The organism is Sphaerisporangium sp. NPDC005288, from assembly GCF_040607475.1.
Classification (GTDB): domain Bacteria; phylum Actinomycetota; class Actinomycetes; order Streptosporangiales; family Streptosporangiaceae; genus Sphaerisporangium; species Sphaerisporangium rhizosphaerae.
On sequence record NZ_JBEXGT010000019.1, the window covers coordinates 78,734 to 92,608 of the forward strand.

The 13,875-nt window shown below is 71.8% G+C and carries 11 protein-coding genes; 9 read left to right on the forward strand and 2 right to left on the reverse strand.

The window, feature by feature from the left end; genetic code table 11:
- Window positions 1–71: 71 nt before the first annotated feature.
- Window positions 72–455, reverse strand: a complete 384-nt coding sequence (locus ABZU32_RS19390; protein ID WP_354923914.1) for an STAS domain-containing protein — start codon at window positions 453–455, stop codon at window positions 72–74.
- Between the two features lie 195 nt (window positions 456–650).
- Here ABZU32_RS19390 and ppk2 point away from each other — a divergent pair, with 195 nt between their 5' ends.
- Both ppk2 and ABZU32_RS19400 read left to right on the forward strand, forming a co-directional pair.
- Window positions 651–1,631, forward strand: a complete 981-nt coding sequence (ppk2, locus tag ABZU32_RS19395; RefSeq protein WP_354923917.1) for a polyphosphate kinase 2 — start codon at window positions 651–653, stop codon at window positions 1,629–1,631.
- Between the two features lie 181 nt (window positions 1,632–1,812).
- Window positions 1,813–2,277 carry an ATP-binding protein gene (locus tag ABZU32_RS19400; protein ID WP_354923919.1) on the forward strand — a complete coding sequence of 155 codons (465 nt, stop codon included), beginning with the start codon at window positions 1,813–1,815 and terminating at the stop codon, window positions 2,275–2,277.
- 36 nt (window positions 2,278–2,313) lie between these two features.
- Here the strand turns inward: ABZU32_RS19400 and ABZU32_RS19405 are convergent, their stop codons facing one another.
- Window positions 2,314–3,288 carry a LuxR C-terminal-related transcriptional regulator gene (locus ABZU32_RS19405; protein ID WP_354836340.1) on the reverse strand — a complete coding sequence of 325 codons (975 nt, stop codon included), beginning with the start codon at window positions 3,286–3,288 and terminating at the stop codon, window positions 2,314–2,316.
- 129 nt (window positions 3,289–3,417) lie between these two features.
- Between ABZU32_RS19405 and ABZU32_RS19410 the strand changes: the two genes are divergently transcribed.
- From ABZU32_RS19410 to ABZU32_RS19440, 7 genes are all read left to right on the forward strand, one after another.
- Entirely contained in the window at window positions 3,418–5,022 is a 1,605-nt protein-coding gene (locus ABZU32_RS19410) for an ABC transporter substrate-binding protein (RefSeq protein ID WP_354836338.1), read from the forward strand.
- A 145-nt stretch (window positions 5,023–5,167) separates the two neighbouring features.
- Window positions 5,168–6,094 carry an ABC transporter permease gene (locus tag ABZU32_RS19415; protein ID WP_354836336.1) on the forward strand — a complete coding sequence of 309 codons (927 nt, stop codon included), beginning with the start codon at window positions 5,168–5,170 and terminating at the stop codon, window positions 6,092–6,094.
- Window positions 6,087–6,995, forward strand: a complete 909-nt coding sequence (locus tag ABZU32_RS19420) for an ABC transporter permease (protein WP_354836334.1) — start codon at window positions 6,087–6,089, stop codon at window positions 6,993–6,995. The genes ABZU32_RS19415 and ABZU32_RS19420 overlap by 8 nt, the downstream gene beginning before the upstream one ends.
- 199 nt (window positions 6,996–7,194) lie before the next feature.
- Entirely contained in the window at window positions 7,195–11,016 is a 3,822-nt protein-coding gene (locus tag ABZU32_RS19425) for a S8 family serine peptidase (RefSeq protein ID WP_354923921.1), read from the forward strand.
- 133 nt (window positions 11,017–11,149) lie between these two features.
- Complete coding sequence (locus tag ABZU32_RS19430; RefSeq protein ID WP_354923923.1) at window positions 11,150–11,794, forward strand: DUF4166 domain-containing protein; 645 nt, start codon at window positions 11,150–11,152, stop codon at window positions 11,792–11,794.
- 11 nt (window positions 11,795–11,805) lie between these two features.
- Window positions 11,806–12,540, forward strand: coding sequence for an alanyl-tRNA editing protein (locus ABZU32_RS19435; protein ID WP_354836328.1), 735 nt, complete (start codon window positions 11,806–11,808; stop codon window positions 12,538–12,540).
- 1 nt (window position 12,541) lies between these two features.
- Complete coding sequence (locus tag ABZU32_RS19440) at window positions 12,542–13,471, forward strand: aminoglycoside phosphotransferase family protein (protein ID WP_354923925.1); 930 nt, start codon at window positions 12,542–12,544, stop codon at window positions 13,469–13,471.
- Window positions 13,472–13,875: the final 404 nt, after the last annotated feature.

The window sequence follows — 13,875 nt, forward strand, 5'->3', positions numbered from 1 at the left end:
CAGCCGGCCACCGAAGCCTCGCGCCCACCCGGCCACCGAGGTCACGGGGAGCCCGGGCCCCGTCCCGGGGTTCAGCTTTGCGAGTCGCGCGGGGAGCCGGGCGCGCCGCCCGCGACGGCGGCGATCGAGGCGGCCACGTCCGGATCGAGGGCGAACGCCGTGTCCAGCCGGGTCAGCGCGAGCAGCCGGCGCAGGAACCCCTCGGCGCCCGCGAGCCGCACCCAGCCCCCCGACGCGGCCACCCGCTGGCGGAGGTCCAGCAGCAGCCACACGCCGCCCGAGTCGCAGAACCGCAGCCCCGCGACGTCCAGGATGACGCGGTCGCACCCCTGCGCCAGCAGACCGTCCAGAGCCTGGCACGTCTTGGCCCGCGTGGTCGCGTCGAGCTCGCCCTCCAGCGTGACCACCGTGCAGGCGGGGTCGCGGTGGGGGACGATCGCCAGCTTCAAAGGCATCCGGCCGCTCCCTTTGCCGAACGTCGAAGACGGCAGCGTCAGCTCACATGGACGGGGTTGTCATCGTTCCTGTCGTTCTCCATCGTCGCATCGGGCCATCGCCTCCGGCTCCCTTAGGCGCGCTATGTACCTGGATCGAGACCTGGTACCGCACCGTACGCCAGAAGGGTCATTTTTATATGTAATGCTGACGATATGGAGTCGGCACCTTCGGAAACCGTCTATCCCCAGTCCATCGAGTCGAGCGAGCTGCTCGACCGCACCCCTGGCCTGTGGGTGGACGCCAGCGACGACGACGATCCGGTCCTGCTGTACGCCGACGGGCGCACCGTGGACACCTGGCGCGAGCATTATCCCTACACCGAGCGGATGTCGCGCTCGGAATACGACCAGACCAAGCGGCTGCTGCAGATCGAGCTGCTGAAACTCCAATATTGGATCAAGGACACCGGCGGCCGCCTGGTGATCCTTTTCGAGGGCCGCGACGCCGCGGGCAAGGGCGGCACGATCAAGCGGTTCATGGAGCACCTGAACCCGCGCGGGGCGACCGTCGTCGCCCTGGAGAAGCCCAGCGAGCGCGAGCGCACGCAGTGGTACTTCCAGCGGTACATCGCCCACCTGCCCGCCGCAGGGGAGATCGCCCTGTTCGACCGGTCGTGGTACAACCGCGCCGGCGTCGAGCGGGTCATGGGCTTCTGCAGCCCCGAGGAGTACCAGGAGTTCATGCTCCAGGCCCCGCTGCTGGAGCGGATGCTCGTGCGTGAGGGCATCAGCCTGGTCAAGCTGTGGTTCTCGGTGTCGCGCCGCGAGCAGCGCACCCGGTTCGTCATCCGCCAGGTCGACCCGGTCCGGCAGTGGAAGCTGTCACCGATGGACCTGCAGTCGCTGGACAAGTGGAACGACTACACCAGGGCCAAGGAGGACATGTTCCTCAACACCGACACCGAGGACGCGCCCTGGACCGTCATCAAGAGCAACGACAAGAAGCGCGGCCGCATCGAGGCCATGCGCCACGTGCTCAGCCTGTTCGAGTACGCCAACAAGGACCACGAGGTCGTCGGCGCCCCCGACCCGCTCATCGTCCGCTCGGCCGCCGACATCGTCGATGAGGACAAGTCGGACCGCGAAGGGGGTCCGCTGGACCTGCCCGCCGCCGAGACCGGGGAAGCGAGATGACCACGCCACGCCATGCCCCCCATGCCCCCCATGCCCCCCATGCCGCCCGCGCCGCCGCGAACGCGGCCCGGTGAGTGGGAGCGACCGCGTTGGAGACGGCATTCCTACCTTTCGGCGACATCTCACAACGCCACCCGGGCGTCCTTAACACGGTGCGGGCAGATGACTACCGGGGGGTCGCATGACTTCATCAGGCTTTGGCAGGGCGCAACCGGACAGCGATCGCGTCCTGCACCTGGCCGGGGACCCTGACGCCGTCGCCCGCGCCCGGCGCCTGGTCTCCTCGGCGCTGGGCAAGGGCCACCCGCTCCACGACGACTGCGTCCTGCTGACCAGCGAGATCGCCACCAACGCAGTGGTGCACTCCGACTCCGGGCACGGGGGCACGTTCACCCTCAGCGTGTCCTACTCCGCCGACTGGGTGCGCATCGCCGTCCAGGACGCCGGCTCCCTCGACCCGCCGTTCGGGTGGCGGCCCTCCTCGCCGCTCGACACCGGCGGCCGGGGCCTGCTCCTGCTGGAGGCGCTCGCCCACCGCTGGGGGTTCATCAGGGAGGCGGGGACCAACAACGTCTGGTTCGAGATGCACGTCGACCTGCTCAACCCCTCGGCGCCCTCCAACGGCTCCCTGCGGGTCGCCCGCTGACCCGGCGGGGACGGGTCAGGGCAGGTCGGGGACGGGTCAGGGCAGGTCGAGGCGGCACAGGCCCTCGGCCAGCACCTTGGTGGTCAGGCGGGTGCGGCTGTCGCAGCCCAGCTTGGCGAAGATGTGCTCCAGGTGCGTGGTCACCGTGCGCACGCTGAGCACCAGCGCCGCGGCGATCTGGGGGTTGGAGTCGCCCAGCGCGACCCGGGTGAGCACCTCCACCTCCCGCGAGGTCAGGTCGTAGGGCAGGGCGCACGGCCGCTCGGCGATGACCGCGCCCTGGATCGCGCCGTGGAAGCCGACGCCCGCGCGGTGCACCCGCACCTCGCGCCACTGGCCGCAGGAGTCCAGCCACAGCCCCCGCCGCGACAGCTCGCGGGAGTCGATGAAGTCCCGGGCCAGCTCGGCCATCGCCGGCTCGTGCTCCAGGGCCCGCGACGGGGGCCATCCGGCGACCGAGCGGCGCCGCCCGCCGCGCTCGAAGGCGACCGCGTGGAAGCCGGGCGGCAGGCCCATCGGGTCGATCACACACCTGGTCAGGTCGGTGACGTGGGCCAGGGTGCCCGAGACCGCGCTGAGCACCGTCGCGGTCTCGGGCGGCAGCGTGTCGCGGCTGCTGACGTGCAGCAGGCCGGTGTAGCGGCCCTCGTTCACGAACAGCGGCGCGGTCAGCCCCGAACGCCAGCCGTACGGCTCCAGGTGCCTGCGGTAGTACAGCTCGGTGCCCGGGGAGCCCATCGACAGCGGGACGCGCGAGCTCATGGCGCGCCGATAGGGATCAAGCCCGGCGTACTCCTCGGCGGCGTCCTCGTCCACCCGCGCGTACCCCGAGGAGACCAGGCTGCGGTGGCGCCCGGTCGCCGGGTCGAACGCGACGAACTCGTACGCCTCCACCGGGATGATCTTCCGCAGCGCCGTCATGGCGCCGTGGGCCCCCGACCCTCCGGCCACCTGGAACCCCACCTCGGTGAACGCGTGGAGGTGACCTGCGCTCAGGGTGATCTGATCCATCAGTCCTCCGCGCTCAGCTTGCCCGACACAGATCTTTTCACGGAATACGTAAACCATCCGATGCAGACCACTGCCTTGCTATTTAGCCTCTCCGGCATCACGCCGGAGCGACGGAGAGGCAGAGGAACAGTGACGGTCCACAACAAGGCGCGAGGTGCCGCCGTCCTCCTCGCGGCGACGCTCGCGCTGAGCGCGTGCGGCGGTTCGGGCGGGAGCACGGGCGGCGACCAGGGCGGACAGGGGCCGAAGCAGTTCTCCGTCGCGCTCAACGAGCCCGACCACCTGACGCCCGGCAACACCTCCAGCAGCTACTCCATCACCGTACTGCAGGCGCTGTTCGACACGCTCGTCGTGATCGACCCCCAGGGCAAGCCGCAGATGCGCGCGGCCGAGTCGGTGACCAGCCAGGACCAGAAGACCTGGACCATCAAGATCAAGACCGGGCAGAAGTTCCACAACGGTGAGGCGGTCACCGCCGAGAGCTTCGCCGACGCGTGGAACGCCGCCGCCTACGCCCCGAACGCGTGGACCAACAACTACTACTTCGCCAACATCGAGGGCTACGACAAGCTCAACCCCGAGGCCGAGGGCGCCAAACCCGAGACCGACAAGCTGAGCGGGCTGAAGGTCGTCGACCCCGCCACCCTCGAGGTCCACCTGACCGCGCCCTTCAGCCAGTTCCCGATCACCCTGGCCTACACCGGCTTCGCGCCGATGCCCAAGGCCGCCTTCACCGACCTGAAGGCCTATGACCAGAAGCCGATCGGCAACGGCCCCTTCGCCCTGGACGGCGACTGGGCGCACAACCAGCAGATCAAGCTGAAGAAGTTCGACGGCTACGCCGGTCCGCGCCCGGCCAAGTCCGGCGCCGTCCTGTTCAAGATCTACGCCAGCCGTGACACCGCGTACACCGACCTGCGGGCCAACAAGGTCGACCTGCTGCAGACCATCCCGCCGGCGAGCGCGTCCGAGGCCAAGAAGCTGCTCGGCGACCGTTTCGTGCCCACGCCCAGCGGCACCATGGACTACCTCGGCTTCCCGACCTTCGACAAGCGGTTCCAGAACGCCGACCTGCGCAAGGCGATCTCGATGGCCATCGACCGGCAGGGCATCGTGGACGCCGTCTACAACGGCGCGTTCAAGCCCATGGCCTCGCTGGTGGCGCCGCTGGTGCCCGGCTACCGCGACAACCCCTGCGGCGAGGCGTGCACCTACGACGCCGCCAAGGCCAAGGCGCTGTTCGACAAGGCCGGCGGGTTCTCCGGCACGCTCAACCTCTACTTCTCCAACGCCGACCCCAGCTACGAGCAGTGGATGCAGGCCGTCGCCAACCAGCTCAAGCAGAACCTCGGCATCACCGACATCCAGTTCAAGAAGATCCCGGCCGCCGACTACCTGTCCACGCTGCGGGAGAAGAAGGAGGACGGTCCCTACCGCAACAACTGGGTCATGGACTACCCGAGCCCGCAGAATTACCTTGAGTCGATGTGGGGCGCGGGCAACCGGATGGGCTGGGACAACAAGCAGTTCAACGACCTGGTCGCCAAGGCCAACGCCGCGCCCAGCATGGAGGCGAGCATCCCGCTCTACCAGCAGGCCGAGGACATCGCGCTCGCCGAGATGCCGATGATCCCGTTGTGGAACTGGCAGGACCAGGCGGGCTTCAGCAACAAGGTCGGCGACGTGCGCATCGACGCCTACAGCCCCAACCTCGACACGATCACCGTCAAGTAAGGCACCGACGAGCAGGCGCGGGTCGGGCAAGGCACCGTCTAGTAAGGCATGGTCGAGCAAGAATGCACGCGATGGGCACTCCGCACCTGGTCATCTCCCGCGGCCGGGCGGGGTGCCCGGCCGCGCGCGAGGGGGAGGGCCGCCGGTGAGGTACGCCGTCCAGCGGCTGCTGCAGGCCGTCCCGGTCTTCGTGGCCACCACCTTCCTCATCTACGCCATGGTGTGGGCCCTGCCGGGCGACCCCATCCTCGCGCTCGCCGGTGACAAGCCGCTGCCCGAGAACGTCCTGCAGACGCTCCGCGACCACTACCACCTCAACGACCCGCTGATCGTCCAGTACGGCCTCTACATGGCGGGGGTGTTCCTGCGCGGCGACCTGGGGGAGACCTTCACCGGCCAGAAGGTCAGCGAGCTGCTCACCGACCGCTGGACGGTGACCGCGCAGCTCGCCGTCACCGCCTGGGTCTTCGAGCTGGTCGTCGGCATCGGGCTCGGCGTGCTGGCGGCGCTGCGGCGCGGCAGGCTCGCCGACACCGCGGTGCTGGCCGGCACGACGTTCGTCATCGCCGTCCCGGTCTTCGTCGTCGGGTACACCGCGCAGATCCTGCTGGGCCTGAACCTCGGCCTGTTCCCGACCGCCGGCACCGACGAGGGCTGGCCGGTCAGCTACCTGCTGCCCGGCATGGTGCTCGGCTCGTTCGGCCTGGCGTACGTCGCGCGGCTGACCCGGGCCAGCGTGGTGGAGAACCTGCGCGCCGACTACGTCCGCACCGCCACGGCCAAGGGGATGCGGCGCTCGCGGGTCATCGGCAGGCACGCCCTGCGCAACTCGCTGATCCCGGTGGTCACCTACCTCGGCGTCGACTTCGGCAACCTCATGGCCGGGGCGGTGGTCACCGAGGGCATCTTCAACCTGCCGGGCATCGGCCAGCAGGTCTTCCAGTCCATCCAGCTCCAGGAGGGACCGGTCGTCGTCGGCGTCACCACCCTGCTGGTGATGATCTTCATTCTGGCCAACCTGCTCGTCGACCTGCTGTACGGCGTGCTCGACCCGAGGATCCGCCGTGGTTGACCTCAAGGCCTCCGTCGAGTCCGCCGCCCCGGGCCCGAAGGCCCGCCGCGGCGAGCGCGGCTCCCTCTGGTACGACGCGTGGCTGGAGCTGCGCGGCCGGGTGGTGTTCTGGATCTCGATGGCCATCCTGCTGCTCGCCTGCGCGATGGCCGCCTTCCCCTCGCTGTTCGCCCGGTTCGGGCCGAACGACGACTGCAACCTGCGGATGTCCAAGAAGGGCCCGGGCGGCGGCGCCCTGTTCGGCTACGACCTGCAAGGCTGCGACTACTGGTCCCAGATCGTGCACGGCACCCGCGCCTCGGTGCTCATCGGCATCGCCGTCACCGTGTTCGCCCTGCTGATCGCCGTCCTGCTCGGCCTGGTCGGCGGCTACTACGGCGGCGCGCTGGACGCGATCATCGCCCGGGTGACCGACGTGTTCTTCGGCATCCCGTTCGTCCTCGGGGCGACCGTCGTCCTGGTCGCCTTCCCCGGGCACGGCATCTGGGCGATGACCGCGGTGCTGGTGCTGCTGGGCTGGACCACCATGACCCGCCTCATGCGCGGCCAGGTCATCGCGGTGCGCGACTCCGACTACGTGCAGGCCGCCCGCGCGCTCGGCGCCGGTGACCTGCGCATCATGGTCAAGCACATCCTGCCCAACGCGATCGCCCCGGTGTTCGTGGTCGCCATGCTCAACATCGGCAACGTGATCTCCGGCGAGGCGACCCTGGACTACCTGGGGGTCGGCCTGCAGTACCCGGACGTGTCCTGGGGCCTGCAGCTCAACGTCGCCCAGTCGTTCTTCGCCGAGTATCCCCACCTGCTGCTGTTCCCGGCCCTGTTCCTCACCGCCACCGTCCTCAGCTTCCTCATGCTCGGCGACGTCGTACGCGACGCGCTCGACCCCAAGCTGCGCTGACGCACCCGACTTGCGCGGCGATCCCCGTCGCCGGTCGCCGGCGTGCTCTACACGCCTGACGGCCGGGGCCGCACCAGGGCGGCTGTCGCAGATGCGACATGTCATATTTCCGACAAGTCGCTCCCGTTGCTGGCGTCACATGCGCTTCGTCACCATTGCAGAGATTTCTGGCGATTTGCCTAATTTTTGGAGTGGCTTCGTGCAGCGCCCCCCTTCCCTACGGCTCGGGTTCACCTCCCTGGCCGCGGGACTCAGCCTCGTCATGGCGGCCTCGCCGCTCACCGGCGGGACCGCCTCCGCCGACGCCCCCGGCTCCCGGCTCGCCACGGCCTCCGGACTCGCCACGGCCTCCCTGGCCGCGACCGGCCCGTCCGCCGGCACGCGGACCGTCACGCTCATCAGCGGTGACAAGGTCACCTACCGGTCCGGCGGCGACACCCCGGCGATCGTCTCCGTCCAGGGACCGCACGGCGGCCGCGCCGCGGCCCGCATCACCACCGTCGGCGACGAGGTGTACGTGGTGCCGGACACGGCCGCCCCGTACGTGACCGCCGGACTGGTCGACCGGTCGCTGTTCGACATCACCAAGCTCGCCGCCTACGGCTACGACGACGCGAGCAGCGACCACATCCCGCTGATCGTCACCTACACCGACGCCGCCGCCCGCAAGCGGGCCGAGCCGGTGCCGGGCGGCGCGGCGAAGGTCCGCACGCTCAGCAGCATCCAGGGCGCGGCGCTGACCGCCGGCCACGACCGGGCCGCGGACTTCTGGAACTCCCTCACCGGCACGGCCGGCGCGGGCGCCTCCTCCCGCCGCGCCGCGCCCGGCACGGCTCTCGCCGGCGGCATCGCCAAGGTGTGGCTGGACGGCAAGGCCAAGGCCGACCTCGCCGACACCGTCGCCCAGGTGCACGCCCCCGAGGTGTGGGCCGCCGGGAACACCGGCACCGGCGTCAAGGTAGCCGTGCTGGACACCGGCGTCGACGCCGCGCACCCCGACCTGAAGGACCGGGTCACCGGCACGGCGACCTTCGTCCCCGGCCAGGACGTGACCGACCGCAACGGCCACGGCACCCACGTCGCCTCCACGATCGCCGGCACCGGCGCCGCGTCCGAGGGCGTGGAGAAGGGCGTCGCCCCCGGCGCCGACCTGCTGATCGGCAAGGTGCTCGACAACGCGGGCAGCGGCCAGGACTCCTGGATCATCGCGGGCATGGAGTGGGCCGCCCGCGACCAGAAGGCCAAGGTCGTCAGCATGAGCCTCGGCGGCGGCCCGTCCGACGGCACCGACCCGCTCAGCCAGGCCGTGAACCGGCTCAGCGAGGAGACCGGCGCGCTGTTCACCATCGCGGCCGGCAACTCCGGCCCCGAGGACGAGACCGTCAGCGCGCCGTCCACGGCCGACGCCGCGCTCTCGGTCGCCGCGGTGAGCGTCGGCGGCAAGGGCACCTCCCTCGCCGCCTTCTCCAGCAGGGGCCCGCGCGTGGGTGACTACGGCCTCAAGCCGGAGATCTCCGCGCCCGGTGTGGACGTGCTGGCGGCCCGCTCGCAGTACGCCCCCGAGGGGGAGGGCGCCTACCAGACGATGAGCGGCACCTCCATGGCCACCCCGCACGTCGCCGGGGTCGCCGCGCTGCTCTCCGCCGCGCACCCGGACTGGACCGGGCAGCGGCTGAAGGACGCGCTGATCAGCAGCAGCAAGGTCCTGTTCCAGTTCGGCCCCTACCAGGCCGGCGGTGGCCTGGTGGACGCGAGCGCCGCCGTCGGCGGCACGGTCTTCGCCACCGGCACCGCCCACATCACCACCCACTGGCCCTACACCTCCGGCCAGAAGGCGACCCGGCAGGTGACCTACACCAACACCGGCGACGCCCCGGTCACCCTGAACCTCAATGTCACCGGCGGCGCCCCCGAGGGCCTGTTCGAGCCGTCGGCCGGCACGGTCACCGTCCCCGCGCACGGCACCGCCACCGCCGAGGTGACGCTGGACGTCGACCGGGCCGAGTTGGACGGCCACCTGGCCGCGCGGCTCGACGCGGTGGACCAGGAGGGCGTGCTGCGCGCCCACACCGTGCTCGGCTACTACAAGGAGGGCGAGCGGGCCCAGCTCACCGTTCACGCCAAGGACCGGTCCGGCAAGCCGCTCGCCGGCGAGATGGTCGTGACCCGTCAGCTTCCCAACGGGCACCAGAGCCTTGACGCTTACGCGATCGACGAGTCCGGCACCCGCACGCTGCGGCTGCCGACCGGCACGTACTCCATCTGGATGTGGGGCGAGGTGCAGGGCGCGAACGGCCCGCACTCGCTCGGCGTGGCCCTGCTCGCCAAGCCCAGCGTCGACCTGAAGGCCGACACCGCCGTCACCCTGGACGCCGGCGGCGCCCGGCAGCTCTCCTCCGTCCTGCCGAAGGGCATGGACCGGCCGCGGACCACGGTCGACACCCGCGTGGACTTCGTCCGCGGCTTCGGCGGCGAGGAGGCCGTCGCCGACAGCCGCCTCCTCGGCGTCCAGCACGACAGCGTGTGGGTGCTGCCGACCGGGGGCAAGGTGACCGGCGGCCGGCTGGACCTCGCCGCGCGCTGGCGCGACGAGCAGCCCCGCCTGGCGGTCTCCTCGAAGGACGACGACTTCGACGACCTGCTGATCCAGTCCCGGTACACCCCGCTGCCGGAGGGCAGCCACTCCTTCGACGCCGTCTTCGCCGGGCAGGGGAGCGCCGCCGAGCTGGCCGCGGCGAAGGTCAAGGGGAAGGTCGCGGTCGTGCGCTGGAGCGACGCCGCCGACCCGGTCGCGATGGCCGAGGCCGCCCGCGCCGCCGGCGCCAGGCTGCTGCTCCTGGTGGGCGACGGCCGCGGCAGGCTCGACGCCTGGGACGCGGTGCAGACCCCCGCCCCGATGCCGGTGGCCTCGGTCACCATGGACGAGGGCGAGCGCCTGATCGGCCGCATCCTCAACAAGGGCAAGGCCCCGCTGCAGGTGACCTCGCACCCCGCCGCCGGCTACCTCTTCGACCTGGTGCACAGGTGGACCGGCGCGGTGCCCGCCGACCCGGTCTACCGGCCCGGCGAGCGCGACCTCGCGCGCGTCGAGATGTCGTTCGCCAACCACAAGCAGGCCACGGCGCGGGACTTCCGCACCGACGTGCTGCCCGACTGGCCCCGCGGATTCAGCGGCTACCTCACCGAAGGGCCGACGCGCGGCACCCGCACCGACTGGGTGTCCGCCGACGGCGGCGTGCGCTGGATGGAGTACGCGCTCGCCCAGGACGGCGGGGCGCAGGAGCAGTCCGACCTGGTGACCTACAAGGCGGGCGCGACCGGCGAGTCCCGCTGGTTCGGCCCGATCGTGCGCCCGCGGATGAACGACGCCAACGGCTGGTTCCCTCTGCGCGGCGGCGACGCCCTGGTCTTCTTCCTGCCCGCCTGGGGAAGCTCCGGCGGCGACCACCAGGGGGAGATGCTGTTCAACGAGCACGTCACCCAGACGGCGTCGCTGTACCAGGGGGACAACCTGGTGGACCGCGTCACCAACGACCGCACCGACCGCTCGGTCGTCCTGGCCCCGATCGTCAGCCCCGACCGGCTGCCCTACCGCCTGGTCAACGAGGCCGCCCGGGACGCGTCGCTGTACCCGTACTCGACGCGCACCCTCACCGAGTGGGGCTTCACCAGCGGATACGTCGAGACCGACCACACGCTGACGCTGCCGATCATCCAGGTGGACTACGACATCGACGTGGACGCTGACGGCCGGGCCCAGCGCAAGGCCGACCTGACGGTCACTCCCCGGCAGCTGCCCTACGCGGTGGACGCCGGGCCGATCAGCGCCGTCACCGTCGAGGTCTCCTACGACGACGGCGCCACCTGGCGGCGCGCCCCCCTCGCCCGCTCCGGCGACGCCTGGAGGACCAGGCTGGACGCGCCCCGCACGGCCCACGCGGTCACCTTGCGCACCCACGCCGAGGACACCAAGGGCAACACCGTCGGCCAGACCATCGTCCGGGCCTTCGGCCTGAGGTGACCCCGAGCCCGGGGCCCGGCCCATCCCGGGCCCCGGGGCGCCCGCGCGGACCCACGGCGCGCACCGGAGACCGCGCGGGCGCCGCCCGGAGTGAGCGGCGTGCCACGATGGGACCAGGACGTGAGGGGGCGCTGTGGGGGAGCCGGACGAGGGGGCGTACGCGTGGATGCTCCGGTTCCACCTGGGTGAGCGGACGGTGCGGGGCACCGGCGTGCTGACGGTGCGCCGGGGGCCGGGCCCACTTGCGCGGCTGGCCTGCGCCCTGCTCGGCCTCCCCCGCACGGGCACGGCCGTCCCGCTGCACGTCACCGTGACCCGCCTGACGGCCGCGCGGACGGCCCCCGCACAACCGCACCGGCCAGAACGGACGGCCCCCGGTCCTCTGGAGCGACCCGTCCCGGACGGGGAGGCGGGCAGGCGGGAAGTGCCCGTGGTGGAGCGCTGGGAGCGCGTCATCGGCGGGCGCAGGCTGCTCAGCCACCAGATCCGCCTCGGCGAGCGAGGGTGGGAGCGGCACGGGCCGCTGGAGGTCCGCACGCGCACCGTGGCCGGCGCCGCGGACGTCGAGGTGGTCCAGCTAGGCGCCGTCCTGCGCGCCGGCCGGCACGAGATCCCCGTCCCCGCGCGCCTGGCGCCCCGCGTCCACGCCCGCGCCTGGACCGGACCGGAGGATCCGGACGGCGGTCCGCCGAGCTTCCGCCTGGAGGTGGAGGTCGCGCTGCCCGTGATCGGCCGGCTGTTGTCGTACCAGGGGCACTGCCGGGAGGAAAGGGCCTAGGCTGTCCGGTCATGAGCGTCGATCTCCACGGGCGAACGCAGCGGCTCGAGATGTCCGACCAGAACCTCCGCGCCTTCGAGGCCGTCGTCCTCGCGGCGACGCCCGAGGGCATCGTGCTGGACAGGTCGGCCTTCTACCCCGGAGGCGGCGGCCAGCCGGCCGACCACGGGGTCCTGGTGTGGCAGGGCGTCGAGACCCGCATCGTGGGCGCCCGCAAGGGTGAGGACCTCTGCCTGATCCCCGCCGAGGGCGACCCGATCCCGCCCGCGGGCACCGAGGTGCGCGCCGCCGTCGCCGACGAGCGACGCTCGGCGCTGATGCGCACCCACTCCGGGCTGCACGTCCTGTGCGGCGTGGTCTTCCGCGACTATGGCTCGCTGGTGACCGGCGGCAACATGGAGCCGTTCAGCGCCCGCATGGACTTCAACCTGCCCGAGGTGCCGCCCGGGTTCAAACAGACCGTCGAGGACGCCTGCAACGCCGAGATCGCCGCCGGCCGCCGCATCGACGTCCGGGTGCTGCCCCGCGCCGAGGCGTTCGCGCTCCCCGACATCATCCGCACGGCCACCAACCTCGTGCCCGAGGACGCCGAGCAGGTCCGCATCGTCGACATCGTGGGCCTGGACACCCAGGCCGACGGCGGCACGCACGTGGCGACGACCGCCCAGATCGGCCGCATCGTGGTCACCAAGATCGAGAGCAAGGGCAAGGGCTTCCGCCGCCTCCGCATCGCCATCTCCGACTAGCGTGGACCTCTTCCCGCACTCGCTGCCGATCATGGAGACGATGGGCAGGAGCGATGACGGGCGCTCGTGGCTGGCGGTGCTTCCGTCGCTGGTGAACGGGTTGCGCGAAGAGTGGTCGCTCCGGCTCGGCGCGCCGTTCCACGGCGGGAGCTGCTCGTGGGCGGCTCCCGCCCGGCTGCCGGACGGCGGCCCCGCGGTCCTCAAGATCAGCTGGCCGCACCGGGAGGCCGCAGGCGAGGCGGAGGCCCTGCGATGGTGGGACGGGCACGGCGCCGTGCGGGTGCACCGCCACGACCACGTCAGGTACGCGCTGCTCCTGGAGCGGTGCGAGCCGGGCGACCCGCTCGGCGACGCCGGCCACCTCGCAGTCGAGGAGCGTCTGCTGCTGGGCGCCGAAGTGCTGAACGAGCTGTGGGCGGTGCCCCCGCCCGCCGAGACGGCGCTGGAGCGCCTCGGCGACGTCACCGCCGAATGGGCCGATCTGGTGGAGGAGCGCATGGAGCGGCTGCGCCCCGGGTTCGACCCCGGCCTGGTGGCGCACGGCGTCCGGCTGCTGCGCGAGCTGCCCGGCAGCGCCGCCCGCCGGGTCGTCCTGCACGGCGACTTCAACCCCGGCAACGTGCTGGCCGCCCGGCGCCGACCCTGGCTGGCCATCGACGCCAAGCCCATGATCGGCGACCCCGGCTACGACCCCTGGCCGCTGGTCGAGCAGATCGACGACCCCTTCGCGCACTCCGACGCGCCTCGGGTGACCGGCGAACGGTTCGCGCTGGTCGCCGGGGCCCTCGGCGAGGACACGCGGCGCCTGCAGGCGTGGGCGGTGGCCCGGCGCGTCGAGACGGCGCTGTGGGCGGTCGAGCACGGCGTCCCGGACGGCGCGAGCCGGGTCATGCGGACGGTCCGGATCCTGGCGGACCTGGCCGGCGTCTGACGGCCCACCGGCGCCCGGGCTCGTAAGCCGGTGCGCCGTCAGGGTCCGCGAGCGGCATCCGCGATCTTCTGTCGTACCGCGCAGGTTTACCGCGCTCTTCAACCCTGCGGTGGACGCCTCCCGGCGCTCGGATGCGCGATGGTGGCCGAGACCGCAGAACAGCGCCGACCGGCCCGTACGCGGGCCGTCGCCGGAACCGACCTTCTGGATCGCTCACGTCGCCCCCGGCCCTACCCGGGAGGAACCCAGGGGTGCCACGTCTCGATCTATGACGGCAGGAAGGAGAACGTGATGGGACAGACAGGCGGCACGGATACCGACAGCATGTGGGCGAAGAGGTTCGGATCCGCCCGGCGTCGAAAGGGCCGGCGCGGGGCGGCGGCCTTGGTGGCCGGCCTGGGTTT